Consider the following 24,879-nt stretch of genomic DNA (forward strand, 5'->3'; position numbering starts at 1 on the left):
CGTTGATCGAAAGAGCCTGTACGTACATATTGTTCATTTAGGGCCAACGAGAGCATCCTCTCAAACGATTACTTGTGCATTAGATCGTTTACAGATGAGCCATGCTTATAGTGTGACATTTGATAATGGCAAGGAATTTTCCGAACACAAAAGAATTACTGATGCTGGCATAGATACGTATTTTGCTGATCCTTACAAGTCTATTCAGCGAGCTAGAAATGAAAATACGAATGGTTTAATCCGGCAATATCTGCCAAAATCGTCATCGTTTGATGACGTGTTAAACGAACAAATAGAGCAGATAGAATTTGCACTCAACCATCGTCCTAGAAAAACACTAGGTTGGCATACACCGAGTGAAGTTATGGCTGGTTTTTATACTGTTGCACTTGCCGCTTGAATCCGCCAATTTAAATTTTAGTTTTTTACCAGCATATCTTTTTTCATTTCTTTATAACGCCGATATTCATTCTTGTACTGCACTGCTAAAGCTGTTTTCTGTTCCTCTTCCAGAATTTTTCCGGCCTGTTGAAAAAAGCCGTGTTCTTCCTCTTTCAAATGATGATGGACCTTTTCAGAAAGCTTTTTGGCTAACGCAATCCAGCCGGGATTGCTGAAATCTATTTCGCTCAGCTCTTCAATCATCTCATCCATTTCATGATGTTCGGCCAAGGCATGACGGGTAATATTCAGTCCAGAATCTGTCATCATGAGTGGAACATAAAAATAACGATCTTCAGCCGTTTCATGTGCAAATAATTCATTCTTTAGTTGTTGGAATAATTCATGGCGTTCTGGTGAATCTCCAGAAGTTTGCAGTAATCTTTCTGAAAGATCACGCTGGATTTCATGACTTTCCCTTAATGCTTCGAAAATGGTCATCATGTAATTTTTCTCCTGTTTTTATCCTGCCTTTAATCCAGCATAGAGTGGAATGGACAAATATTCAGGAACTTTTATAAGGAGAATTTGTATGAAAAATTTTAATGTCGAGAATGATTTATGGAAAAAAGGTCTGATATCCCAAACGGACAATCAGGATACTGACCAAAATTAAAAACAGAATCCGAATAAAGCCGCTACCATATTTCAATGCAGCCCGCACACCAACTATTGAACCGACTACATTAGCGGCAGCCATCATCAACCCCAAACCAAACAGGACATGACCGGTCGGCACAAAAAAGCTCAGTGCAGCAAGGTTGGTGGTTAAATTGGCAACCTTGGACAAGGCTGAAGCATGCAGAAAGTCCGCTTGCAGGTAACGGATAAAAAAGAAAATGAAGAAACTGCCGGTGCCCGGACCAAAAATGCCGTCATAAAAACCAATCGCGAGGCTACCCGCAGCAGCCAGCAGCAAGATTTTCGGTGTCAGTTCCTGCCGCACATATACTTGCCCAAACTGCTTTTTCATAAAGGTATAGATAGCAATCACTATCAGCATCACCAGTACAAAAGGACGCAGCACTTCTTTGGGAATCATGCTGACACAAGCCGCCCCGGCAAAAGAGCTGACAAATGCACAGCTGGCAATAATCGCCAGCAGCTTCCAGCGCAATTTGACTTGACGTACAAATGAATAGGCTGCCGATGCGGTACCGCAGATCGATGACAGTTTGTTGGTACCAAATACCGTCGCAGGCGACAATTGCGGCATCGCATTCATAATGGCCGGAATTTGAATCAATCCGCCACCTCCTACTGCTGCATCAATCGCACCGGCAAAAAATGCAAAAAACAGAAGGCTTAAGATAATTTCAATTTCCATACATTTATTTCAACAATTATTCGAGATTTAACACACGTTTCGGAACCAGACGCTTACGGTCAGTGATTTCCGCCAGACCTAAACATTTTTCACCATCGAACACCAGCACCTGCTCTTCCGCGGCATGCTCAATATTGCTTTCCATACCACGGCTAAAATATTCAGCACGTCCTTCAGGTGCCTGAACTTTAGGGAAATGATCGACCGGTGCATAGGCAGGCAACAACAAAGCCTCACGCTCTTGCTCAGTCAGACTCTCCAGATACTCGATGGTGTATTCAGGAATCAGGTCAAAATGACCGGTTTTAATCCGGTGCAGATAAGTCAGGTGACCAAAGGTTCCCAAGGCCTGGGCAATATCTTCGCCCAATACACGAATGTAGGTACCTTTAGAACAGGTCACATCCAGGCTAATACTATTTTCGGTAAAAGAGAGTAATTCGATGGCATAAATATGAATCGGACGTGCTTCCCGTTCAATTTCTATCCCTTTGCGTGCCAATTCATACAGCGGACGGCCTTCCTTTTTCAAGGCCGAATACATCGGCGGCACTTGCTGAATATCACCAACAAATTTTTCCAGAACCTGGGTAATTTTCTCTTCAGACAATACAGGCACAGCCTGTTCCAGTAACACTTCACCTTCGACATCACCGGTGGTGGTACTGTGTCCCAAATGAATGGTGGTCTGGTAACGCTTGGTCGAATCGAGTAAATAATGGGAAAATTTGGTTGCCTCACCCAAACAGATGGGCAATAAACCTGAGGCCAGTGGATCAAGCGCTCCGGTATGTCCGGCCTTTTGTGCCCGATACAACCAGCGTACTTTTTGCAAGGCCGCATTTGAACTGATACCCAAAGGCTTATTCAGTAAAAATACGCCGCTGATATGACGGCGTTGAATTTTAGGTGACGTTTTTTTCATAGTGAAAATCAAACAAGTTCAAACGGCTGCTATGTTAACAACCGCTTGTCATTTTTTACAACTTTTCTACGTTTTATTCACTTTCTTTATGGCAAATTGAATTCAATTTTAGAACCTTAAAAAACACAATAAAGAAGGTTACATAGGACATGCATAAACATCATAAATTATGGATTATTTTGCTTGTTATTATAGTGTGCTTGGCTGTGCTGTTATTTTGGCTCGCACCTTCCCAATCCACAGCAGAACAAACGGAAACCGCTCAAAGGGCTGAGGTGCAGAATCATCTCTTAACATCGTCTATACCAGCCCCTACCGATCAGAGTCGAGCTTTCGTCAGTCCTAGCCAGCAAGACACTGAAGTGAACTGTCAGTTACGCCTGGACAATGCCAACCGTTTAATCGTAAATGAGCAGACCCGCAACTGTTTTGAATATTTTATTACCCAGTATGGCGAAAAAGATCTTAAACAGATCCAACATGATTTTAAAACTTATATACAGCAAAACTATAAGGAGCCGGCTCTAGGGCAAATTATTGATTTGTGGAATCGCTATATCAATTACCGGGAAAAACTGGGCGAGTTGCAGCCCCCAAATATCGATAAGGAAGATCCTAAATATTATCAAAGCATTTTTGCCCATATGAAAAATCTGCGTAAACAGCTTTTCTCTGACTACGAAATTGAAGGCTTATTTGGTACTGAAGATACCTATCATGAATACACGCTCAATCGCATGACCGTTCTGGCAGACAAGAGCTTAACCGAAGCACAAAAAGCACAAAAATTAAAAGATCTTTTTAACCAGTTACCTGAAGACTGGAAAGCAAACCTCGAACAGCTCAATAAACTGGAAGACCTGCGTAAACTTACGGCAGACATTAAGGCGCGTGGCGGCTCAGCGCAAGATATTCATCAGATGCGCATGAATCTGGTTGGTCCTGAAGCCACTCAACGTTTAGAAGCATTAGATGAGCAACGCAATGACTGGAAAGTTAAGGTCAATCAGTATCTGGATGAACGGGACAGCATCATGAAAAGCGGCATGAGTGACGAAGCCAAGCAGCAAGCCGTGCAAAAATTACGTACCCAGCATTTTAATAAACCACAACAACAACTTCGAGTCGGGACTTTTGAAACCATCCATGATCAGGGAGGAAAATTACCGTATGGCGATTAATCGCACTGTAAGCCAATAAGAAGATGAGATTAATCAACTTATGGATGTACTGATATGAATAAAAACAAAAATATTTAAGGAAAAAATTGATGAAAACTTTAAAAAGTAAAAAAACGACCAAGCTTGCTGTCATGATGACCCTGACACTCGGGCTGGCAGCTGAAACACAGGCAGCAAAAGGAATTTTGCAAATTCAAGAAACGGTCAAATCTGACTATGCAAAGACCCGGTATCCCATTGTCATGACCCATGGCTGGTTAGGCTGGTCACGCATTGGCGATGACAGTTTCAATATTGATTATTGGTACCAGATTTTGCCTGATATGGCACGCAATGGTTCGACTGTTTTTGCCGCGCAGCTCTCCCCTGCCAATACCACCGAGTTCCGTGGTGAACAACTGATTGCTCAAGTCGAAGAAGTACTCGCGATTACGGGGCAGGATAAAGTGAACCTGATTGGCCACAGTCATGGCGGCCCAACCGTACAATATGTAGCAGCCGTAGAACCGCAATATGTGGCATCAGTCACCGGCGTGGGCGGAACCTATCGCGGCTCCAAGGTCGCCGATGATATTCAAAACAATAGCATCAGCCGAACGGCATTCAATATTCTGGGCCAATACATTATTGGGCCACTACTGACCTGGGCTCAAACCAATCCGGACATTCCGGTGAACTTTGATGCTTCAATGAAGTCTCTGACTGAAGTGGAATCTGCAAACTTTAATAAACGTTTCCCCACTGCTGCTTTGGCTTCAGACTGTAACCAGAGCGGTGCAAAAGTCGATAAGGATATTTACTACTATTCTTGGGGCGGTACAGCTCAAACCACCAATCTTCTGGACATTGATAGCATTCTGATGCAACTCGGTCCACTGTCTTATGGCAACAAAGACAATGATGGCATGGTGGCCCGTTGCAGTTCGCATATTGGTCAGGTCATTCGTGACAATTACAATCTGAACCATACCGATCTGGCGAATATGATGTTTGGCCTGAAAGGGCTATTTGCTCCTGATCCGGTTGCCCTGTTCAGACAACATGCCAACCGTCTCAAACTGCAAGGTTTATAATAGCTAGACGCATCAGAAATCATACTCTTATATATTTTCTTTATCGTTCAGGACCTCACTTAACGATTGGGTCAGAGCTGCAACTTTTAAATCATGCGCTGAGTCTGGTATTTAGCACCCCGGATTTAGCATATGCAAGGATACATAAAATAAAAAAATGAGGATTTTTTTATGAAATACGGACTATTACTCGCTGGTTTACTCACTAGCACACTATTAAGTACTGTTCAGGCATCCAACACCTCACAAGTGACAGCTAAAGCGGTCTCAACTTATGCAAAAACCAAATATCCGATTGTTTTTAGTCACGGTATGGCAGGTTTCATTACCGTAGGTACAGACCAGTTTGGTCTTGATTACTGGTACCAAATTTTGCCCGACTTGGCACGAAATGGCGCCAATGTCTGGGCCACCCGTGTATCGCCATTTAACTCGTCTGAAATTCGTGGTGAACAACTGGTACAACAAGTCGAAGAGATTCTGGCATTAACCGGGGCAGAGAAAGTCAATCTGATTGGTCATTCACATGGCGGTCCAACTATTCGCTATGTGGGCGGCGCAATGCCAGACAAAGTTGCCTCCATGACAGGTGTAGGTGCTCCAAATACAGGCTCGCCTGTGGCAGACCTAATTTTATCTGCTGAAGGTACAGCTATAGAAAGTCCACTGGTAGGTATCATCAATTTTGTTTCCAAAGCAATTACCTGGGCACAAGGGCTTGACCCGAAGAGTTTTCCGCATGATTCACTTGCAGGAGGAACAAGTTTAACCCGTGCAGGCGCTGCACAGTTTAATGCCAAATTCCCTATCGGTCTGCCCACCACACCATGTGGGGAAGGTAAACTTCTTGACAACGGCATATACAATTACTCCTTTACAGGTAGCAGCACTGTGACCAATGTACTTGATCCGGATTCAGCCTTAGAAGTAACCAGCTGGCTGATTGATGGCGGTAAAGAAAATGATGGCCTGGTGTCACGTTGTAGTGCCAAGTTTGGTAAAACCATCCGCGATAACTATAATTGGAACCATTTAGATGAAGTCAATCAAGTATTTGGTCTGAAATCTTTCTTTGCACCGGATCCCGTAGATGTTTACCGACAGCATGCCAACCGTTTAAAACAGCAAGGCTTATAACCACTCAAATTTCAGACATAAAAAATGCGCCAACAGGCGCATTTTTTTACTCGTATAAAACTTAAAATTAAGCTTTAATTTTACGAGCTGGTAATTTTTCACGAATACGTGCAGCTTTACCAGACAATTCACGTAGGTAGTAAAGTTTAGCACGACGAACGTCACCACGACGTTTCACTTCGATACCAGCAACGATTGGTGAGTGAGTTTGGAATACACGCTCAACACCAACACCGCTAGAAATTTTACGTACTGTGAACGCAGAGTTCAAGCCACGGTTTTTCTTAGCGATTACAACGCCTTCGAACGCTTGTAGACGTTCACGGTCGCCTTCTTTTACTTTTACTTGAACAACTACTGTGTCACCTGGTGCAAAAGCTGGGATGTCTTGTTTAAGCTGAGCATTTTCAACAGCTTGTACTAAAGGATGCTTACCGCTCATGGGGTATCTCCAATAATGTGGGTCAGAAGAGGTCTGATATCCACTGGGACTAGAGGCTAAAGCGCATAGGCCCGATTGACTTTCCCTTCATGCTTGACCGCTTCAATGCATAAAGAGCCTATTAAATACTTCAAGCGACATGCTTGTCGTATGTTTGCGTAAACTGAGCTTATTTACTCTGTTCTTGCGAATCTTTGAGCCATTTTTTTTGCTGCTTGGTCAACTCTACCTTTTCAACCAGCTCAGGCCGGCGTTCCAAGGTGCGTTGATAGCGCTGCAAAAACCGCCATTTTTCAATATTTGCATGATACCCGGATTTAAGTACTTCAGGCACATCCAAACCTTCAAAATGGTCTGGCTTAGTATATTGTGGGCAATCTAAAAGACCATCCACAAATGAATCTTGCACGTGAGATTGTTCATCTGACATAGCACCCGGAAGTCTCCGGATAATACTGTCCAATAAAACCATCGCAGGCAGTTCACCGCCCGACAAGACGTAATCTCCAATTGACCATTCCTGATCAACATAATGCTGGATCAAACGTTCATCAACGCCTTCATAACGTCCACACAACACAATCAATCCGTCATATTCGACAAATTGCTGTACTGCAGGTTCGTTTAAGGTTTTTCCTTGTGGCGACATATACACCACGGGAACCTGAACACATCCTGCTTGCCTTGCAAGCTCTTTGGCATGGCTGATTGCTTTTGACAGAGGTTCTGCCATCATCACCATACCTGGACCACCACCAAATGGACGTTCATCCACTCTTTTGTAGTTGCCCTCAGCATAATCGCGAGGATTAATACAAGTGACTTGTACTATTTCACGTTTTGCCGCACGCCCGCTGATACCGTAGGCTGTAATCGCTTCAAACATTTCAGGAAAAAGCGTAATGACTGCAAAAAACATCGCAGACTCCTCTATTTTCCTGCTGCGTTTATCCTTAAAGGATTAATAATCTACGCCCCAATTCACGTAGATACGACCAGCTTCAAGATCAACTCGCTGTACCACATCTTTATGCCACGGAATCATACGCTCTTCAGCATCAACGCTATCTGGTGTTGCGTGAACCACCATCACATCATTGGCACCTGTCTCAAACATTTCATGGATTTTACCGAGATTGACTTCCTGTTCAGCGTCATCCAAACCTAATACTGTTAAGCCTTTCAAATCTGTCCAGTAATACTCATCCATACCTGCTTGTGGAAGCTGCGATTTTGAAATCCAGACATTGGAGCCAACCAGTTCGTCTGCGCCAGTGCGATCACTCACACCTTTTAGCGAAACAACCAGACCTTTGCCATGTGGTTTCCAACGTTTTACATCGACAATTTGCCAACCCGCCTTGGTCTCAATGTACCAAGGCAGATAGTCAAAGATATTGCTCATGGGTTCTGTATTGGAATAGACCCAGAGCCACCCATTTAATCCATATGCTGAACGTAACTGTCCAATCTGAATACGATCTTCGGGAACATTCTGTGTTGGTGTCATGGGCAACTACCTAATTTATAAAAAATTATGCAGCAACTGCAGCTTTCTTAGCTTGAGCAGCTAAAGAAGCAACACGTTCAGAAGGTTGAGCACCTTGTGCTACCCAGTGAGCAAAACGGTCAGCATCTAAACGAAGTTTTTCTGCTTTACCCTGAGCTGTTGGGTTGAAGAAACCGATACGTTCGATGAAACGACCGTCACGCGCATTGCGGCTGTCAGTTACAACGATTTGATAGAATGGACGCTTTTTAGCACCACCACGAGTAAGACGAATAACTACCATGATACAACCTTATAGTTTTTACGGATTATCCCTGTACCGACCATCGATACATTTCAAACCCCTTTCATAGAGGGCAGTATTTTACGCGAAATTTGCCCTGAATGAAAGATCTAAACGTATTTATCCGCAGGTTTGAATTTAAATTATTCCCATTTTGTTGCAGCAGTTGGTAGACAACTTGAACCTTTAGTCCAACACTTTTGTCCTTGACTGTTTATAGCTATTGAGCCATTTCCATTTTGAGTACTTGTATTCACAGGTGTTGCAGTTAATATCCAACTATTAGCATTCGGAACTGATAAATCAAATGTATATGTTGAATCTCCTGTCGCAGGAAATACACTTGCTCCATAAATTTTACTATCGGTTAAGCTCACCCCAGAATAAGTTCCATTCGCAGTTTTATACTGCATAAGCTTCTGAGATATTTCCATCATCTTACTTTGAGCATCAACTCTTTTCGTTTTAATCACATATTGCGTATAAGAAGGATAAGCAATCATCGCCAAAATACCAATAATTGCTACAACAATCAAAATCTCTATAAGCGTAAAACCTTGTTTATATTTAACTACCATGTTTCTGTTCCTGGACATGATTGATAAGTCGAGATAGAAGCTTTAGATTTACAACGTATGCCTGTGCTCGTAAATAAATAATTATAATTTTGACTATCTGTTGTTTCCGCCTTTATTGACCAATTTCTCCCCCGCATATCAGCATCCGCTGAGGTGAGAGGCTTTCCAGTATTCATATCTCTTATCGTGATCGAGTACTCTTTTAAGGTAACTTCTGTCATCGGAGCATTACTCCCATATATATAATTGGGATCAAACCCCTTATAACTAAAATTACGAGATTTATGCCTCTCCAATTGCTCTGCAATTTTTTGCATCTCTTGTTCAGCTTGCGATGCTGCAGCTTTACGGGTATAAGCCACATAAGATGGTAAGGCAATAGCAGAAATAATCGCAAGTATCACAACTACCACCATAACCTCAATCAATGTGAATCCATTTTTAAAAGCAACACTATGGCACTTTGCCACAGTGTTACCTTTATTAATACTATTAAGGTGCGACATTTTTTTCATACCATCGTACAGGATTAAGAACACGTAAACATTCCCACTCGCCCGCTCCTTGAAGATTGCCAATCAATGTCAATGTTCCACAACTATTTGTATTTGGACCTCCAGAACCACTGCCCGATCCACCACCTACTGGACCTAAAGTGATACCACGAATACCTGCCCCAAGGACATTCTTATTTTTACCATCTTCAATAATCATGCCCGTACGCTTTTCAGAATCAGTATCCTTTAACCCATTTTTCAAACATACGCCAAACGGTAAGCAATATTGCTGGCGGTTAGATTCACCAACAATTCTTGGTTGGCATGGGTCAGCATCCTCAACACCCGTACCTTCTGGATCATATACAGGAATAAATAAATTTCCTTTGATTGCAATAGGCTCTTCTTCAAATGCTTTTACCCCTCCAGGTGTTCTCCCTGCCACTTCACTACCCAAGTAATTGCTTGAAAGAGAACGATACCAGCCTTGCTTAACACCTGACCCCGTACCTAAAAAGGTATTCCGAATTAGTGATGCATTTAAATTTTGAGGGTTTGGCTGTAATTGGTCCAATGTTATATTTTGAGATTTAAAACTTGTATAGTTACCTCTAATTAATTCAGGCTCAATAAAGTCACGGTCAATCAATCCATAGACTTTATTAGTAGGTCTATTCTGAATAGGATCGAATGGTTTTAAGCTCTCTCGTCCTCGACTTGGAGCAACATCAAGTGGTGTACTACGGTCACCTGATGCAATTCCAACCACAATAAAGGTATCACTCCCTTCATCGTGTATGGTAATCGTTGGTGGCTGATAAAAACGTGGTGCATCACCACTAGCCACAGCCGCACCTGTATTGCTCGTTGCTAAATTTGCAAGACGAATAACATTTTTACCAAAACTACTTGTAGGTGTACCTTTCGCATTATTCAAATCAATACGAAAAACTTGTCCGCCTAAATCACCAAAATATAAGTGATCTACTAAACCATCCGCATCACGATCTAAAGTACTAATACGTGATGGAATACTATGCACTAAATTGGCATTATTTAGGTTTGAACCCGCATTACTTGTCCACCATAAACGCTCACCTGTTTGTGCATCTACAATATAAACTGCATTACCTTCCGCAGCAGTTTTACTGCAGCCACCACCAAACTCGGCAGGATTTGTACTACCTAAGCTAAATCGTGGATATTCATAGCATTGATCATAACCACCGCCAACGATCAAAACACGACGAATTTTATCTTGGTATCGAATATTTGCGAGTACAGGTTTAGACCAAGTTTGTCCCATTCTTGAAAAGTTACTCTGATCTGCACCAATTCTAAAAAGTAATTCTGGTTTTCTTGGATTCATTAAATCCATCCCATAATAACTTTTACCGCCCATACGCATCCCGCCATAAACATTCATTTTTCTGGCAGTTACAACAGACGAACCCGTACCCGTACCTCGTTCCGTTTTATAAGCAGGATCGGCTATCCATGCACCACTAATACCATGTTGTACAGTCCCAGCTTCGCCAAAACGCAATGCTCTAGATGCATCAGGATTATTTAAAATTTCAGATGGAACAAAAACAGTTTGTTCAATACCAGTTCGAGCATCAACCACATGCAAACCACCCTCCATACTGCCATACAAAACCGATTGCTGACGTACCGAGGTTAAATCACCATTGACATCCAACTCACCAGAGTAAGTTAATTGCACTGGGAAAGAGTGAATACTTCCACCTAAACTAATAAAGGGTTGTGTCGGTACGTTTAACTGGGTTGGTAATGATGTTGGGGTGGTTAAATCTAGGTTATAGCCTAAATAGTTTAAAAGTTTGTATTTCAACAATAATGGAAAATCTTTGAGTACAGCTTGATTGTTAAATTTGTCCAAAATGTACGCGCCACTCACTGTTGTAGCACCCGATTTTGCAGGTATTTCTAACAATACTCCCTGTGTTGCTGCTGTCAATTGACCAGCAGAAACAGAAGCAGCATCAGTAAACAAGTTACGGATTGCATTCGGGTTTGCTTGAATTTTAGGCACAGCACGAGTATTTGTTAATGGGTTAGCAGTTATGGCTTCTACTTCTTGTGTTGGCATTGGTAAATTCCAATACACCCCACCCTGATCGACTAATCCACCATCTGCAACACCTGTATTATTCCAAATATCTCGCGTGGTTAAATCAAATTTACCCAATTCAGTAAATACAGTCGTTGCACCATCTGCAAGTGCACCATTTACAATATTATACTTTTTCAGATTACCCGCCCAAACTGAAACAGGCTGCCCAGGATTTGGTGATAAGGCACGTAAATAACCATAAGGTTGAAAGCCATTCGGATTCAGCGCATCTACAGGAACTGAAATTGCACCTGTCGGTAAAGGTTCAATTTTAGTATCCCCCAAGTTTTTAATAAATTGAATAACACTGTCAGTTACTCCTTTTGTAGCTTGTGTCTCAAAATATCCACCATTACCATAGCCAGGCTTAGTCAATCTATGTACTGTGTCTGCAGTCGGTGAACAAGCATCATTAGAACGACGGTCGTCTTGTGTACGAGAGCTAATCTTACATGCCTGCTGTACATGTGGCTTAGATAATCCGTTAAAATCGCTACCAAAACCAACAAATGCTGTTTGAATAGACACGCCCGCTGGGTTTTTAGTTTTATCAAATAAGTATTTAGCAAACTCCCCCATACAATGCCAAGCTGAATCTCCTGAACTAATTAGGCCTCCACTCGATGGGCAACTAAATGTCTTATTATCCAAAGCTGCTTGCATCATAGGTTCTACAATACTTTTTCCAGACCGGTTTGCCTCACCATCAGACAAAATATACACACCTTGACCATCACAACTTTGTCTTTTGGATTCTTCTGGCAAAGGTGAAATATAGTTTATATCATCACGAATCGCACCTTTTGTTGCTCTTGTAAAACCACTATAGTTATTTGGTTGCGTTTGAATTTCCTCAAAGGTATATAAAGTACCATTCGTGATTGCTGTACCACCCCTTGTTATATATTCTTCAGGAATTAAACTTACTTCTTTCCAGCCACTAGAGTTACAATATTGTCTTTCATCAGCGAAGTTTGTTGAAGACAACGCGGTACATTGATAGTGACGAGTAATATCTTCATATTTTGCAGGTATTAAAGCTGCTGTTGCTCCTGAGTACCAGTATTGTCCTCTCGACCAAATTCTATTTTCATAACACAAATTATTATATGATCGATAATATGGTGTAGCATCTGGACACCTAGCATCTTGTGTCTTTTCGTTTTGTGTTAAAGTCAGATAAGCATCAACCCTGATACTGGCTCGCATCAAGCTGTTTGTACCCATAAGGTATGCAGCCGCTTCCACATAAGCTTGAGCAGTTGGCGTCCAATCTTCTGCTTTTAGCCCATCCACCGCTGTTCTGAGCTTTTGTCTATGTGCAGAACCAACAGGACCCATTTTGGCTGCTTCTACCAAAATGTAACCACCATCTCGACTGCTTGAGCCCCAAAAACGTCCTAACCCTACTTTTGTATTAGTAAGATTACCATCATTACTTTCTAATAATTTATACATCCCTTGCTTAAGTCTATATAATCGGCTTCCAGTTTGCCCACTATCAGAATCCCCCATAGAACCTGATGTATCCAACATCATCACAATAGTTTTTTGCCCCGCTTCGGGCGTTGCATAAATTTGCAAATCACTGGCTTGTGCCACGGACGCTGTTAAAACACAAGTACCCATAAAAGACATACAAGCGACAGCCAATGGACGTAAATTCATGTTCTTTAACCCTGAGACAACAGCTAATTTATAAGTTTGCTTTTTCATCATGTTATCCTCTTCATCAAGGATCTTTAGTCTGATTAAAGATCGTCTGCAAGTTAAACTCCTGAGTTTGTGAGTTCACTGGCACGCCAAGTTTCGCCAAACATTTTGCAATCGTTTCAAAACCGCGTGTATCACCACCTGTATCATCGCTAATATAGCCAACAGACCCACTACCTGTACCAATACAGTTTTGAGCAGCGCTCAGATTATGTGAAAAACTAGGTACAATAGATGTCGTAGTAACACGTACACGTTGTTGTTCAACCACATTTCTAGGCATAATCGTGCCTGAGCTTAGGTTTGTCCCTCGACTTAACAAGGCACCTGGTTTTAAGTCAACAATTGCATCTGTAGGAATAGTTACAGCTACCTGAGTAATTACCGCTTCACGGCTGCTTCCAAAATCTTTATCTAAATCGCAAAAACCGTCGCTACCACCCGATGCTAAACCAGAAGCTTTAGCTGTATTACTTACAGGAGGTCGCTTAACTGCAACACCTAAGGTTGAACCAAATTTTTCGTTAGACATTGGTTTGAAACAAAAGTTGTATTCATTCCCAGGCTCCAACTTACTATCTTGCAATGCGTAACCAATCACGCCACTCAAATCAACTAAGGTCGACAAATTACCCGTATATACCTGATTAATTGGCGTATCTGCGGTTTGGCTTAAAAACTGACTAACTTGTGTATGAGTTGAAATATTTAAACTTGACATTGCAACTCTAATTGCTAAAACGCCTACAAATGTCAAGATCAATAAAATCATCATCACAACAATTAGCGTCGCACCACGTTGGGAAGAAAAATTGTGATTGTTGATCATAATGCGTCTCCCATTCCATTACGTATTGCAATGGTTGTGATATAAGTTCGTCTTAAATGCTTTGTTTGATTTGCCGCAGTAAGAGTTACTGCACGATCAAGCCCCTGAACTGGCTTAGTTTCATCTATTAATTCATTATTAGTGTTATCCATAGATCTTACGACAGCTACAGCTTTTACTGATACAACTCTAGGAAGAGGTTCTCCATTACTACGTGCAGCATTGACGGCAGCAATATAGTCATTAATGCTATAATATGCATAGGTGATATTGGTATGCGTACTATCTTTAGTCATGGTGCCCAAATAAAAACGAAGGTGATCAACTCTAGGCATGATCACCTGCCCTTCATTATTTCCACCAAAGTTTGCAATACCTGCGGCAGAGGTAACACCATGCTTATTTGCATCGCAAGCAAGTGCTAAATCAGTAGCAGCACCATTATTATCTTTTCGCAAGAAATAACGTTGGATCACATATTCACCTGCTTGAACCTCTTCACCTTCGCAATTGAACATTCTGTTTGGTGCGATAAACTGAATCGTTAATTGATCACTGTTTTCAGAAGCGTTCGACCCTAGTCCCTGCCGAGTAACCGATGTTTCCCCAATATCTTCAGATACATTGGAATTTGCTCCACCTTGTGAAAATACAATCCCTCCCATAGGGGTTGTATTCGTCAACTCAGGGTTACTAATATTTCCATAATTAGCCAAGCGCACATCTCTCGCCACATACTCTAGTCCAAATACGCCACTATCCTGAAGTTCAGCATTAGCTTGTTGAATACGCGTTGAGACAACACCGCCTAGAAACAATTGAGTTGCAGCTGCTGTAATTAACAAACCCAGTGCAAGTGCAACTATGAGTTCAATTAAAGTAAAACCCTTTTGACTATATTTAAGATGATGAGGCTTCTTGTTCATTAGTATGCCTCCATCATTACACATCTCGCATTAGCGACATACACACCCGTTGTACTCATGCACCCCGCATAACTACTGGCAGAAACTGTTGTATCTCCCCATGCTGCAAATAAGCATTGTCTACGCACTGACTGCACCCCAGGACATTGATGCATACTAACTACAACACCTATTTGATTTGCAGCACGTGCAACCAAATAGGCATCATAAGTTGCCATTTGTGCAGGTGTACACGTTGAATTCAAACAGCTTTTAGGCGCTGAAGGTGCATTCTTCGATGCATACGACCTTACTGCCGCAGGATAACTCCCCTGCCCCTGCGTATTTACACGAATGCTTTCAGTCAACCCACGTAACAACATGACAGATTGAGACTTAACTAAAGCTTCATCGCCCGCATCAATCGCTCGCAATTGCAATGCGGAATAACCTAAAACACCAATAGCCAACAATATTAAGGCAACTAAAACCTCAACCATGCCTACGCCTATCTGATTTTTTTTCATCAGCAAGTTCCTTTAGATTGGCTTAATGTTCCAATTAAAGCCACACTCACAGTTTTACTTTTACCGTTAGAACATACTTCTATTGTTATTGGAGATGAAACTGTCCCATTTGCATTAAAAACAACACCATAGTCTGCAGATTCCACATCCACTTTTTCTGAGATGTTCACAAGCTGTACCCGTTTTTGAGCAATGACCTGATTCACATTTGCCGTAGGCAAAAGCTGAGTGATACAAGCTGTTTCTGTTACGCTTGTTTTAGCTGAATCCTTACTTAAGCAGACTGCAACAGTATTATTCAAAACCATTGCTTGCCTTCTGCTTTCAGAAAATACAGAAACTATTTCATTACTAGCTGTGGTTAAGCGTTGAGATGCAAGAGTATCCAAAAATGATGGAGCAGCAATTGAAGCCACTATCGCCAACACCGCAATGGTCACCATCAACTCAATTAAGGTGAACCCGTTTTCTTTTCTTTGCATACTCCCCCCAAGACACAGACTTTGCCCTATTAAAAATAATAACCAACAACTTTACAAAACCCTCACACTTCAGGATAAAAGGCATAAAAAAGCAGATAACCGTCATACAACGGTTATCTGCCTATTTTTCATCAATTTTTTAAAGTGTTATGTACTTCGCAGTTTAAGCCTGTGTTACAGGAATACGTAACTCTTTGGGCAAACTAAAGGTAATGTTTTCTTCACGACCTGCCAGCTCTTCAGGGGCAGTTGCACCCCAATCCTGTAAGCGTTGAATCACCTGTTTAATTAAAATTTCAGGTGCAGATGCGCCCGCAGTTACACCAATTTTTGTATTTGCTTTAAACCATGCTTGGTTTAATTCATCGGCATTATCCACCAAGTAGGCTTGTTTCCCCATACGCTCTGCAAGTTCGCGTAAACGGTTAGAGTTAGATGAGTTTGGCGAACCAACCACCAACACCACATCACATTGATTGGCTAAGTCACGCACTGCATCCTGACGGTTTTGAGTGGCATAACAAATATCGTCTTTACGCGGTCCTTGAATATTTGGATATTTTTGGCGCAAGGCATCAATCACTTTGGCAGTATCATCAATCGACAAGGTGGTTTGTGTCACAAAAGCCACTTTATCTGGATGCTGAACCGCAAGTGCAGCCACATCATCTTCATCTTCCACCAAATAAATGTCACCACCATTTTTCTTGTCATACTGACCCATCGTGCCTTCAACTTCTGGGTGGCCTTCATGCCCAATCAAAATGGCTTCGGTGCCTTCACGCGCATACTTAGTCACCTCAATATGCACTTTGGTGACCAATGGACAAGTTGCATCAAACACTTTTAAACCACGACGCTCTGCTTCTTGTTGTACTGCCTTAGATACACCGTGCGCACTAAAAATCACAATGTTGTCATCTGGCACTTCGTCCAGCTCATCGACAAAAATTGCACCACGCTGACGCAAGTCGTCCACCACAAATTTATTGTGTACCACTTCGTGACGTACATATATAGGTGGGTTAAAACACTCAAGGGCACGATTTACAATCGCAATTGCTCGGTCTACACCTGCACAAAAACCACGTGGATTCGCCAATACAATTTCCATAGAACCCTCTATGTTGAAGTTAAATAGGTGGGATGTTTAAAATTTATGCCAACAAAAGCCATCTTGGCTATTTTGTTTAAGGGGCGTCTACTCTAAAATAGAGAAGATATTTTATCATATCAGGAAAAATATCATGTCGGGTCTATTGTTTGTCGTTTCTGCCGCCTCAGGAACAGGCAAAACATCCCTTGTTAAAGCCCTGCTTGAGCGTGTGAATAATTTACACGTTTCAGTTTCTCACACAACACGTGGTCAACGTCCCGGTGAGCTTGACGGTATCCATTATCATTTTTCAACAAAAGAAGATTTTATTGCCTTGGTTGAGCAAGGCGGTTTTATTGAATATGCAGAAGTGTTTGGCAACTATTACGGTACGGCTCAAGCGACTGTAAAACAGCAGCTTGCCAAAGGACATGATGTTTTACTTGAAATTGACTGGCAAGGTGCAGATCAAGTCCGCAAACTTTTTCCTGAATCCAAACAAATTTTTATTTTACCGCCTAGCCAGTTTGATTTGCGCCAGCGTCTATCTAACCGTGGCACTGACTCCATTGAAGTAATTGAGCGTCGCTTGGGCTGTGCAGTTGAAGATATGCAGCAGTATACAAACTTTGACTATGTCATTATTAATGATGACTTTAATAAGGCACTGCATGATCTGGAATGCGTGATTATTGCAAACCGTTTAGTGATTTCACAGCAGGCAACCCGTCATCAGGAATTGATTGAAAAATTAATTACTCCTGTTGAACCGTGATTAAAACTTGAGTCTGCAGGCAAAGCATTTTATACTGCCGAGTCTGTTCAAATTTAATATTCAAACGAGAATTCTTATGGCACGCGTAACCGTTGAAGATTGTTTAGACCATGTAGACAACCGCTTTGAGCTTGTACTAGTGGCAAGCAAACGCGCGCGTCAATTGGCACGTCAAGGCATTGAACCAACTGTAGAGTGGGATAACGACAAACCAACTGTGGTTGCTTTACGTGAAATTGCAGTAGGTCATGTTTCTAAAGATATCCTGAAACAACGTGATCAAGACTATCAAACCTCTAGCCTTGACCTTGCACTGTCTGCAAACAATTTGAATTTAGATGGCTTTTCTTTCCAATAAGAAAAAATATCGTAAAAAAGCCTAGTTTTCACTAGGCTTTTTTTATTGCACAACTTTAATATTGGCTGAATAACCGTTATAACATAAGATTAAAGATAGGTGATTTAGGATTTATCTTTTTGCTTTTTTAGACGAAAAAATTGACAAGTCATGCAATATGCTTTTCATTAGAGCTCTAGCGATTTAAATTGTAAAAACTGAAGTAGTAAAGGTGTTATATGCCAGGCCCACAGGTCAGCCAAGCCAAACAACAGCTCAAAATTATTATCGATGCTTACTTAAGTGCAAGTGATGTCGAGCGCGTGCTTGTGGCCTGCGATTATGCCGATATTGCCCATGACGGCATCACCCGTAAAAGTGGCGAACCTTATATCCTGCATCCGATTGCAGTCAGCAGCATTCTTTCGCATATGCGTCTGGATGCAGAAACCCTGATGGCTGCCTTGCTGCATGACGTGATTGAAGATACCGATTTCAACAAAGAAGACATTGCTGAAAAATTTGGCCGTACGGTGGCCGAGCTGGTTGATGGCGTGACCAAACTCAGTCATTCCAGCGATAAGGAATATAATAAAGCCGCATCCTTTCGTAAAATTCTGCAAGCCACCCTGCAAGACCCGCGTGTCATTATTATCAAACTGGCTGACCGTTATCACAACATGACCACTTTAGGTTCGTTGCGCCCCGATAAACGGGCACGTATTGCTCAGGAAACCTTTGATATTTTTGTACCTATGGCACGTATTGTCGGCATGAATGAGATGGCCGACAATCTGGAACATTTGTGCTATCAAAATCTTGACCTAGATATGTTTAACAATGTTCAGGATGCCTTATTACAAACCAAGCCTAAACGCTGTGAATATCAGAGCATCTGGGAAAAAAACCTGACTGAACTGCTGCAACAACACCAAATTAGCGGTCGTATTAAAAAGAAAAATAACAATATTGAATTGCTGCGTCACTTCGTCAAAAACGATATTGATCTGCAAGAGCTCACCCACAGCCATGCTTTTGAAATTATTCTGCAAAGCATTGCCGACTGTGACCGCCTGGCAGAAATCCTGCGTGAAAATTTCCAGATTCTGCATTATGAAGATCATATCCGCCGTCCATTGCCGGGTGGCAACCAGTCTTTAATGATGCGTTTAAAAGGCGAGAAAACCACGCTCTCTCTGACTATTCAGACCGAGCTGATGCGTAAGGCCGCCCGTTTCGGCGTCGTATTGGGTGAAAATGCACCGCAAGCCTGCCGCTCAGCCATTCAAGCTTCCATGCAGAACCTGAATGTATTGGTGGATGGTGAATGTGCCAAAACCACTTTTAGCGATCTGCTGGATTATTTACATCAGGAAAAAATCTGGGTGTATACCCCACATGGCCATTTGCACGAACTTCCCCAAGGGGCTACAGCAGTCGATTTTGCCTATTCAGCCAGCCTGTTTTTAGGTAACCATGCTGTCGGAGCAAAAATTAATGGGGAAACCCGGCCTCTTTCAACACCACTGGTGAGTGGGCAAGTCATCGAGATTATTACTGATGTCCTGGCGACACCAAATCCAGACTGGCTCAGCTTCATTAACACCCAAAAAGCGCGTCGTGCCATCCAAAATATTTTGCGTGATCAGGATATTGAAGAACAACAACTGGTGGGGCAGCAAGCGCTGAACCGTGCGCTAAAACTGTTTAATCGCTCCATCAAAGATTTAACCGAAGCAGACTGGATCGATATATTGCAATGGCGACATATCGAATCTAAGGAACACTTATTTGAACAGATTGCCGTGGGCGACCTGTTACCGCAATTAGTGGCTAACCATCTGTTTGCACAAGGACAAAGTCTGGATAACCAGTCTTCTACCCGTCTTATTCAAGGCACTGAAGGTGTAGATGTCAAATATGCCCATTGTTGCAACCCTGTACTTGGTGACCCCATTCAGGGACATCTCTCACGTCGCGGTTTAATTGTGCATCGTGCACGTTGTCATAATCTGTTGCATGAACAACATATGCATCCAGAAAATATTATGCCCTTGCACTGGACATCTGAAGATGTCGATGACATCAGTTTCACTGCTTATTTAAGTATTGACATGCTGATGAATGATGAACAGATTTCTGACCTGATTTATCAATGCCGGAAAGAAAAAACCGGTGTAGAAATGGTTCATGGCCATGAAGAGAAAACCTATGTGCATATTGTGGTACATAACCGTAAGCAAATTGCGCAGATTATTCGTGATTTACGTATGCACTTCGGTTTTCCACGCATTAGCCGTTTAGCCCAGCCTATTAATATTGCCGAAGCATCTAAAGCCAGTTAATTCAAACATAAGCAACTCTTATTGAACAATTTACGCTATGATGCATAGAGATGATACAAGGAGAAATCGATGTCCCGCCAAGTAATCCATACTGAAAATGCACCTGCAGCTATTGGTACATATTCTCAAGCAATTTTAGTTGAAAATACCCTATACCTTTCAGGTCAAATTGGTTTAGATCCTTATAGTATGGAACTGGTTGAAGGCATTGAAGCGCAAATTCGCCGTGTATTTGATAACTTAAAAGCAGTCTGTGAAGCAGCCGGTGGCTCATTGGCAGATATTGCTAAACTGAATATTTTCCTGACTGACCTTTCTCATTTCCAGTTAGTCAACCAGATTATGGGTGAATATTTTGCCCAACCTTACCCTGCCCGTGCAGCATTAGGTGTAGCCAGCTTGCCTAAAGGGGCTTTGGTGGAAATGGATGGTATTGTAATTATTAATAAATAATTTTCAATCAGTTATAAAATTGTACAAAACACCACCGATCAAGTGGTGTTTTTTTATTTAAAAACTCAATCACAATAAATAATATTTCAAATGAATTTCATTGACAAACGATAATAATTATCAATAATATCACTTATCCCATTTCACTCTTGTGTGGCGAGTTCAAATGTACGTATGCTTATGTCGTGGTATTACCGATCAAGATATTAAAGATGCAGTCGCAAATGGCGCGGAAAGCTATCGTGAAATTCGTGATCTGCTTGATTTAGGGACTTGCTGTGGTCGTTGTGCACCTGAAGCACGTTCCATCATTAGTGAAGAACTTTCAGAAATTGCAGCTCGTATCTCCGTAGCGGCTTAAAACCCGATTACCCTAATAACAAACTGAATGATCAAAAGATCATTTTCTCCTCTCCCGCTTATGCCTCTCGGCGGTTTTTTTATGCACGCTGTATAACATAGCGCCCATGATCATTCTTGATTGCGATTTTCATTTGCTGTTCAATAAATTACTCGCCATTGTTTGGTTTGTTGTTTAACATGGTTGAAATAATCATGTTTTGATTGCCTGACATATGGTGAAGGCAGAAATTGTTGATGGAGAACTTACAATGAAAGGCAATCGTGATGTCATTAACCAGTTAAATCAGGTGCTTTATCACCAGTTGACGGCCATTAACCAGTATTTCCTGCACTCACGTATGTTCAATGACTGGGGAATTGAAAAGCTGGGTTCAGCAGAATACAAAGAATCGATTCAACAAATGAAAGATGCCGATAAAATTATTGAACGTATTTTATTCCTTGAAGGCCTGCCTAACTTACAAAATTTAGGCAAGTTGTACATCGGTCAGCATACTGTTGAAGTACTGAATTGCGATGTACGCAAAGTCAACGAAAATATTGAAGCCCTGCAAAAAGCGGTCAGCCTGGCTGAACAGGAAATGGATTATGTAACTCGCGATCTGGTTCAGGAAATCCTGGAAAAAGAAGAAGAATATCTGGATTGGACCACCACCCAGCTTGATCTGGTCGAGAAAGTGGGCATCGAAAACTATATTCAAAGCCAGATTTAATTTAAAAACAGCCAGTCTATTGACTGGCTTTTTTTATTTATGAGATTCACTTTTTTAAATTTTACTTCTTGGCAACAGGCTGGGCCAATGATGCGTAATCCAGATCAACTTTACGTAATTTTTTTAATAACCAGAGCTGGTGTTTAGCCTCCTGCTCATAACCATTAAAAGCTAGGATCTTGGCATACTTGTATAAATCATAGGTGGTCGGATAATTAAGCACCATCTCCCTAATTTCCTCGAGCTGTTGTGCACTCAGCTTGGTATAGGGATTCATACGAATCCAGTCTATACGCCGGTTAAATTCTTCCAGCAAATAAACCTGATCTTGATTGGTAATTTTTTCCGGTGTTTTTTCATAGCGTAGCGTTTGATTGAGCTTAGGAACCATCACTGCATAATCTCGCACGATCAGAATCAACAGCAAGAAAAATAACCCGTAAGCAACACGCATATAATTGGGTGAAAGAGTCAAGACTTTGGTATCTGCCTGTTGCGACTGAATCAGACCAATAATAAAACCCACGGGAAGCAGGAAATAGGCATAGTACTGAGGAAATTCCAGCATTGAGTGAATCAATACTGCACCCACCATTAAAATCCCGATCACGGATTCAACTGAATTGACCCGCTTATTCAGCTGATAGCCCCAATAACCAAAGTAGGCCAGAAAAGGAAGTCCGATAATGAGACCATTCCACAGGATAAAATCGAGAATAAAATTATGTGCGCTACGAATCCACACTGGACCCTGAAAATGATCACTGACCAGAGTATAAGCAACACTGGTTTGGTTCCAGCCATAGCCAAACCATGGACGGTCAGCAATGGCATGCAGCATTTGCTGCCAAATGGCTAAACGCGACATATCTCCTGTTGCACGTCTGGCGACATCAACAGCTTTAATCTGTACGTCCAATAATTGCGTTAAATAGCTCCCAATGACAGGCAATACAAGGACGAATCCTATAAATACACCCAACCATGCCGCCAAAGAATACCACTTAATATGGATATAGCCTTTAAATTGCTGATAGGCCAAATAAACTAGAATAAAGACACAAGCTACCCATGAGGTTCGAGATTGGCTTAATGCCACACTCATCAACATAATGAATGCTGCAGGAACCAGCCATTTGGTCTGAACTTTTTTGGTTTCATATAAATATAAACATGCCAAAAGGGACATGAGCAAAAAAGTGGCCATATTGTTTGGCTGGGCAAAATTGGCATAGGGACGAACAGCACGTTGCATATCCACCATTCCGGGAATATAAGCATCCAGGGTGAGCCACTGACAAATGGCAATCACACCCGTCGCTGTTCCGGCCATGAGAAACACATAGCTGAGTCCGGTAAAAATGCTAGTTCGGTCTGCTTTGTCGCTCGATAAATTATAGCCAACCACCATGCTCAACCAAAAGCCAAGCACAAACAAGGTACAGATCAGGGCTTTGTCAAAGAAAAAGAGTTCACCTGCCCCATATTGAACCAATGGAATAGCAGCAAGAAACAATAGCAGTAAACTAATGACTGGCAATTTAATTTTGTCTTTTAAATAAATGGCAGCCAATGTAAAAAGTGATAAAAAGGCAAAGAGTTCACCCGTATAGGTAACCCAAGGGCGGTAATGGATAGGCAAAAGCCAAGCCAGTGAGATAAACACACTGGCTAAGAGAAGGAGGAGGAATTTCATGCTGTGCCGCAGGTTAAAGTGCTGTGCAATATGATAATTCAAAAAGCTATTATTTTCTGTGCTTTTACAATCCATAAGTCACTTTATATGGACATGCATCAAACCATTGAATTATATTATTTTACTTATTAATTCATCTTGTCCATATGGACATGCTTTTTGATAGACAAAATTTTGAGTTTTGTCCATATCAGAAAATGGCTTTTGTTGAATGCGATAGGATTAATTTTATAAAAGCAGACTGGTCGGGAGATATTTTAAAATTTTGATAAGCTAAAAACGGAATAAAAAAATCCAGACTCATTTATAAGCCAACTTCTGTATTTCTTTTTTATGCTGAAGAATCACACATCTTGCATGATGCACAACAATACGACGAGTCGCTTCGTCATCGCCAAATTGTATAGTCAAAAAGTTTACAGCTGGACGAGATATTCGTTCGGTTACTTTGAAGTCTTTTAGTCGTTTCATTCTATTACTCCACCATGTATGAAACATTCCGCATAGAACAACATTTTCAATTTCAGATTGCTTTCATCCTCACACGAGCAATCATGACTAAACCAATATAGTCGTCTGCTCACTTAGATGCTAATAATTTAGCTTTTCCCGCTACAAGCAATCTTCATATTTACATCTCTAAAAACCAACAAAACTGACATTTTTTGTCACTTAATTGCATAAATTTACTTTTGAAGTTTTTAAGATTTTTAATCCATTAAACAATGTATTGATTTCATGTAGAATAATTCGATAATATGCTTTGGCACACTTTGTGCAATCTATAAACTAGCTTACAAAGCTTATAATTAAATTAACAAAACATTTGTGGAGAATGTTATGAAATCAGTTCAAAAAGGCTTTACCTTGATCGAGCTCATGATTGTGGTCGCTATTATCGGTATTTTGGCTGCCATCGCAATTCCTGCCTATAAAGACTATACTATTAAATCTGCAACGAAAGCATGTATTGGTGAAGCGAAAGGTTATACCAATTCTGTTCTTATTGCGATTAGCGAAGCTGAAACAATTCCTACAGCTCCTTCGGGTGGGGCATGTAAAGACTATAAAAAAATTACCGCAATTACCGACTTCCCACTTACAGCTACAGCTG

Annotated in this window: 27 protein-coding genes and 1 pseudogene; 11 read left to right on the forward strand and 17 right to left on the reverse strand. The window is 41.4% G+C overall.

Translation table 11 applies throughout. The features are described 5' to 3' along the window. The coding region (locus tag FTT83_RS08410) for an IS30 family transposase (protein WP_180176529.1) at positions 1-400 on the forward strand (400 nt) is incomplete at its 5' end. A gap of 17 nt (positions 401-417) precedes the next feature. Here FTT83_RS08410 and FTT83_RS08415 read toward each other — a convergent pair. From FTT83_RS08415 to truB, 3 genes are all read right to left on the reverse strand, one after another. Continuing rightward, a complete protein-coding gene (locus FTT83_RS08415) occupies positions 418-885 on the reverse strand; it encodes a hemerythrin domain-containing protein (protein WP_180043028.1) in 468 nt (155 codons plus the stop codon). Positions 886-1,000: 115 nt separating this feature from the next. Further along, on the reverse strand, positions 1,001-1,768 hold the full coding sequence (locus FTT83_RS08420; RefSeq protein WP_180043029.1) for a TSUP family transporter: 768 nt from the start codon (positions 1,766-1,768) through the stop codon (positions 1,001-1,003). 16 nt (positions 1,769-1,784) lie between these two features. After that, positions 1,785-2,693, reverse strand: coding sequence for a tRNA pseudouridine(55) synthase TruB (truB, locus tag FTT83_RS08425; RefSeq protein WP_180043030.1), 909 nt, complete (start codon positions 2,691-2,693; stop codon positions 1,785-1,787). A gap of 149 nt (positions 2,694-2,842) precedes the next feature. On the opposite strand from truB, the gene FTT83_RS08430 reads away from it, so the two are divergent. The 3 genes from FTT83_RS08430 (at position 2,843) to FTT83_RS08440 (ending at position 6,084) form a co-directional block, all read left to right on the forward strand. Continuing rightward, positions 2,843-3,874: a lipase secretion chaperone gene (locus tag FTT83_RS08430; RefSeq protein ID WP_180043031.1), complete on the forward strand. Its 1,032-nt coding sequence runs from the start codon at positions 2,843-2,845 to the stop codon at positions 3,872-3,874. A gap of 89 nt (positions 3,875-3,963) precedes the next feature. After that, the gene (locus FTT83_RS08435) at positions 3,964-4,947 is read left to right on the forward strand and encodes a triacylglycerol lipase (protein ID WP_180043032.1); all 984 of its coding nucleotides are present in this window, start codon (positions 3,964-3,966) and stop codon (positions 4,945-4,947) included. A 171-nt stretch (positions 4,948-5,118) separates the two neighbouring features. Next, positions 5,119-6,084, forward strand: a complete 966-nt coding sequence (locus FTT83_RS08440; RefSeq protein WP_180043033.1) for a triacylglycerol lipase — start codon at positions 5,119-5,121, stop codon at positions 6,082-6,084. Positions 6,085-6,151: 67 nt separating this feature from the next. Here FTT83_RS08440 and rplS read toward each other — a convergent pair whose 3' ends face one another. The 12 genes from rplS to ispH all read right to left on the reverse strand — a co-directional run bounded on the left by rplS (position 6,152) and on the right by ispH (position 17,101). Further along, complete coding sequence (rplS, locus tag FTT83_RS08445; protein WP_180043034.1) at positions 6,152-6,526, reverse strand: 50S ribosomal protein L19; 375 nt, start codon at positions 6,524-6,526, stop codon at positions 6,152-6,154. Positions 6,527-6,695: 169 nt separating this feature from the next. After that, a complete protein-coding gene (gene trmD, locus FTT83_RS08450; RefSeq protein ID WP_180043035.1) occupies positions 6,696-7,445 on the reverse strand; it encodes a tRNA (guanosine(37)-N1)-methyltransferase TrmD in 750 nt (249 codons plus the stop codon). A gap of 42 nt (positions 7,446-7,487) precedes the next feature. Continuing rightward, positions 7,488-8,036, reverse strand: coding sequence for a ribosome maturation factor RimM (rimM, locus tag FTT83_RS08455; RefSeq protein ID WP_086197176.1), 549 nt, complete (start codon positions 8,034-8,036; stop codon positions 7,488-7,490). A 25-nt stretch (positions 8,037-8,061) separates the two neighbouring features. Then, positions 8,062-8,319 carry a 30S ribosomal protein S16 gene (gene rpsP / locus FTT83_RS08460; protein ID WP_180043036.1) on the reverse strand — a complete coding sequence of 86 codons (258 nt, stop codon included), beginning with the start codon at positions 8,317-8,319 and terminating at the stop codon, positions 8,062-8,064. 143 nt (positions 8,320-8,462) lie between these two features. Further along, on the reverse strand, positions 8,463-8,897 hold the full coding sequence (locus FTT83_RS08465) for a type IV pilin protein (RefSeq protein WP_154320273.1): 435 nt from the start codon (positions 8,895-8,897) through the stop codon (positions 8,463-8,465). Beyond that, complete coding sequence (locus tag FTT83_RS08470) at positions 8,891-9,412, reverse strand: type IV pilin protein (RefSeq protein WP_257234924.1); 522 nt, start codon at positions 9,410-9,412, stop codon at positions 8,891-8,893. Before FTT83_RS08470 ends, FTT83_RS08465 begins: the two co-directional genes overlap by 7 nt. Continuing rightward, entirely contained in the window at positions 9,390-13,250 is a 3,861-nt protein-coding gene (locus tag FTT83_RS08475; RefSeq protein ID WP_257224433.1) for a PilC/PilY family type IV pilus protein, read from the reverse strand. Before FTT83_RS08475 ends, FTT83_RS08470 begins: the two co-directional genes overlap by 23 nt. Positions 13,251-13,263: 13 nt before the next feature. Next, complete coding sequence (locus FTT83_RS08480) at positions 13,264-14,073, reverse strand: PilX N-terminal domain-containing pilus assembly protein (protein ID WP_180176528.1); 810 nt, start codon at positions 14,071-14,073, stop codon at positions 13,264-13,266. Beyond that, positions 14,070-14,999: a PilW family protein gene (locus FTT83_RS08485; protein ID WP_228274490.1), complete on the reverse strand. Its 930-nt coding sequence runs from the start codon at positions 14,997-14,999 to the stop codon at positions 14,070-14,072. The genes FTT83_RS08480 and FTT83_RS08485 overlap by 4 nt, the downstream gene beginning before the upstream one ends. After that, complete coding sequence (gene pilV, locus FTT83_RS08490; protein WP_178866799.1) at positions 14,999-15,505, reverse strand: type IV pilus modification protein PilV; 507 nt, start codon at positions 15,503-15,505, stop codon at positions 14,999-15,001. The genes FTT83_RS08485 and pilV overlap by 1 nt, the downstream gene beginning before the upstream one ends. After that, positions 15,505-15,987 (reverse strand): GspH/FimT family pseudopilin, encoded by a 483-nt coding sequence (locus tag FTT83_RS08495; protein ID WP_154321236.1) that lies wholly within the window; start codon positions 15,985-15,987, stop codon positions 15,505-15,507. Before FTT83_RS08495 ends, pilV begins: the two co-directional genes overlap by 1 nt. 163 nt (positions 15,988-16,150) lie before the next feature. Then, the gene (ispH, locus tag FTT83_RS08500; protein WP_154320268.1) at positions 16,151-17,101 is read right to left on the reverse strand and encodes a 4-hydroxy-3-methylbut-2-enyl diphosphate reductase; all 951 of its coding nucleotides are present in this window, start codon (positions 17,099-17,101) and stop codon (positions 16,151-16,153) included. A 133-nt stretch (positions 17,102-17,234) separates the two neighbouring features. Here ispH and gmk point away from each other — a divergent pair, with 133 nt between their 5' ends. The 6 genes from gmk (at position 17,235) to bfr (ending at position 22,069) form a co-directional block, all read left to right on the forward strand. Beyond that, entirely contained in the window at positions 17,235-17,858 is a 624-nt protein-coding gene (gmk, locus tag FTT83_RS08505; RefSeq protein ID WP_180043039.1) for a guanylate kinase, read from the forward strand. Between the two features lie 76 nt (positions 17,859-17,934). Beyond that, a complete protein-coding gene (gene rpoZ, locus FTT83_RS08510) occupies positions 17,935-18,216 on the forward strand; it encodes a DNA-directed RNA polymerase subunit omega (RefSeq protein ID WP_004896248.1) in 282 nt (93 codons plus the stop codon). Between the two features lie 218 nt (positions 18,217-18,434). Beyond that, complete coding sequence (locus FTT83_RS08515; protein WP_180043040.1) at positions 18,435-20,540, forward strand: bifunctional (p)ppGpp synthetase/guanosine-3',5'-bis(diphosphate) 3'-pyrophosphohydrolase; 2,106 nt, start codon at positions 18,435-18,437, stop codon at positions 20,538-20,540. A 69-nt stretch (positions 20,541-20,609) separates the two neighbouring features. Beyond that, positions 20,610-20,993 (forward strand): RidA family protein, encoded by a 384-nt coding sequence (locus tag FTT83_RS08520; RefSeq protein WP_166168620.1) that lies wholly within the window; start codon positions 20,610-20,612, stop codon positions 20,991-20,993. A gap of 166 nt (positions 20,994-21,159) precedes the next feature. Beyond that, complete coding sequence (locus FTT83_RS08525; protein ID WP_166168619.1) at positions 21,160-21,354, forward strand: bacterioferritin-associated ferredoxin; 195 nt, start codon at positions 21,160-21,162, stop codon at positions 21,352-21,354. 250 nt (positions 21,355-21,604) lie between these two features. Then, positions 21,605-22,069, forward strand: coding sequence for a bacterioferritin (gene bfr / locus FTT83_RS08530; protein ID WP_166168618.1), 465 nt, complete (start codon positions 21,605-21,607; stop codon positions 22,067-22,069). Positions 22,070-22,130: 61 nt separating this feature from the next. Here bfr and FTT83_RS08535 read toward each other — a convergent pair whose 3' ends face one another. Together FTT83_RS08535 and FTT83_RS08540 are read right to left on the reverse strand one after the other, a co-directional pair. Next, positions 22,131-23,765: a PglL family O-oligosaccharyltransferase gene (locus FTT83_RS08535; RefSeq protein ID WP_180043041.1), complete on the reverse strand. Its 1,635-nt coding sequence runs from the start codon at positions 23,763-23,765 to the stop codon at positions 22,131-22,133. Between the two features lie 300 nt (positions 23,766-24,065). Continuing rightward, positions 24,066-24,236, reverse strand: coding sequence for a hypothetical protein (locus tag FTT83_RS08540; RefSeq protein WP_171495978.1), 171 nt, complete (start codon positions 24,234-24,236; stop codon positions 24,066-24,068). Positions 24,237-24,605: 369 nt separating this feature from the next. Between FTT83_RS08540 and FTT83_RS16320 the strand changes: the two are divergent. Further along, positions 24,606-24,720, forward strand: a pseudogene (locus tag FTT83_RS16320) (prepilin-type N-terminal cleavage/methylation domain-containing protein); the annotation flags it as partial. Positions 24,721-24,879: the final 159 nt, after the last annotated feature.

Origin of the sequence: Acinetobacter sp. YH01018 (genome assembly GCF_013420295.1) — a bacterium.
GTDB lineage: Bacteria > Pseudomonadota > Gammaproteobacteria > Pseudomonadales > Moraxellaceae > Acinetobacter.

What these genes read in the sequence shown, in the direction of transcription:
- FTT83_RS08415 (WP_180043028.1), bottom strand. Translation starts at nt 885, where the DNA reads ATGATGACCATTTTCGAAGCATTAAGGGAAAGTCATGAAATCCAGCGT.
- FTT83_RS08420 (WP_180043029.1), bottom strand. Translation starts at nt 1,768, where the DNA reads ATGGAAATTGAAATTATCTTAAGCCTTCTGTTTTTTGCATTTTTTGCC.
- truB (WP_180043030.1), bottom strand. Translation starts at nt 2,693, where the DNA reads ATGAAAAAAACGTCACCTAAAATTCAACGCCGTCATATCAGCGGCGTA.
- FTT83_RS08430 (WP_180043031.1), top strand. Translation starts at nt 2,843, where the DNA reads ATGCATAAACATCATAAATTATGGATTATTTTGCTTGTTATTATAGTG.
- FTT83_RS08435 (WP_180043032.1), top strand. Translation starts at nt 3,964, where the DNA reads ATGAAAACTTTAAAAAGTAAAAAAACGACCAAGCTTGCTGTCATGATG.
- FTT83_RS08440 (WP_180043033.1), top strand. Translation starts at nt 5,119, where the DNA reads ATGAAATACGGACTATTACTCGCTGGTTTACTCACTAGCACACTATTA.
- rplS (WP_180043034.1), bottom strand. Translation starts at nt 6,526, where the DNA reads ATGAGCGGTAAGCATCCTTTAGTACAAGCTGTTGAAAATGCTCAGCTT.
- trmD (WP_180043035.1), bottom strand. Translation starts at nt 7,445, where the DNA reads ATGTTTTTTGCAGTCATTACGCTTTTTCCTGAAATGTTTGAAGCGATT.
- rimM (WP_086197176.1), bottom strand. Translation starts at nt 8,036, where the DNA reads ATGACACCAACACAGAATGTTCCCGAAGATCGTATTCAGATTGGACAG.
- rpsP (WP_180043036.1), bottom strand. Translation starts at nt 8,319, where the DNA reads ATGGTAGTTATTCGTCTTACTCGTGGTGGTGCTAAAAAGCGTCCATTC.
- FTT83_RS08465 (WP_154320273.1), bottom strand. Translation starts at nt 8,897, where the DNA reads ATGGTAGTTAAATATAAACAAGGTTTTACGCTTATAGAGATTTTGATT.
- FTT83_RS08470 (WP_257234924.1), bottom strand. Translation starts at nt 9,412, where the DNA reads ATGAAAAAAATGTCGCACCTTAATAGTATTAATAAAGGTAACACTGTG.
- FTT83_RS08475 (WP_257224433.1), bottom strand. Translation starts at nt 13,250, where the DNA reads ATGATGAAAAAGCAAACTTATAAATTAGCTGTTGTCTCAGGGTTAAAG.
- FTT83_RS08480 (WP_180176528.1), bottom strand. Translation starts at nt 14,073, where the DNA reads ATGATCAACAATCACAATTTTTCTTCCCAACGTGGTGCGACGCTAATT.
- FTT83_RS08485 (WP_228274490.1), bottom strand. Translation starts at nt 14,999, where the DNA reads ATGAACAAGAAGCCTCATCATCTTAAATATAGTCAAAAGGGTTTTACT.
- pilV (WP_178866799.1), bottom strand. Translation starts at nt 15,505, where the DNA reads ATGAAAAAAAATCAGATAGGCGTAGGCATGGTTGAGGTTTTAGTTGCC.
- FTT83_RS08495 (WP_154321236.1), bottom strand. Translation starts at nt 15,987, where the DNA reads ATGCAAAGAAAAGAAAACGGGTTCACCTTAATTGAGTTGATGGTGACC.
- ispH (WP_154320268.1), bottom strand. Translation starts at nt 17,101, where the DNA reads ATGGAAATTGTATTGGCGAATCCACGTGGTTTTTGTGCAGGTGTAGAC.
- gmk (WP_180043039.1), top strand. Translation starts at nt 17,235, where the DNA reads ATGTCGGGTCTATTGTTTGTCGTTTCTGCCGCCTCAGGAACAGGCAAA.
- rpoZ (WP_004896248.1), top strand. Translation starts at nt 17,935, where the DNA reads ATGGCACGCGTAACCGTTGAAGATTGTTTAGACCATGTAGACAACCGC.
- FTT83_RS08515 (WP_180043040.1), top strand. Translation starts at nt 18,435, where the DNA reads ATGCCAGGCCCACAGGTCAGCCAAGCCAAACAACAGCTCAAAATTATT.
- FTT83_RS08520 (WP_166168620.1), top strand. Translation starts at nt 20,610, where the DNA reads ATGTCCCGCCAAGTAATCCATACTGAAAATGCACCTGCAGCTATTGGT.
- FTT83_RS08525 (WP_166168619.1), top strand. Translation starts at nt 21,160, where the DNA reads ATGTACGTATGCTTATGTCGTGGTATTACCGATCAAGATATTAAAGAT.
- bfr (WP_166168618.1), top strand. Translation starts at nt 21,605, where the DNA reads ATGAAAGGCAATCGTGATGTCATTAACCAGTTAAATCAGGTGCTTTAT.
- FTT83_RS08535 (WP_180043041.1), bottom strand. Translation starts at nt 23,765, where the DNA reads ATGAAATTCCTCCTCCTTCTCTTAGCCAGTGTGTTTATCTCACTGGCT.
- FTT83_RS08540 (WP_171495978.1), bottom strand. Translation starts at nt 24,236, where the DNA reads ATGAAACGACTAAAAGACTTCAAAGTAACCGAACGAATATCTCGTCCA.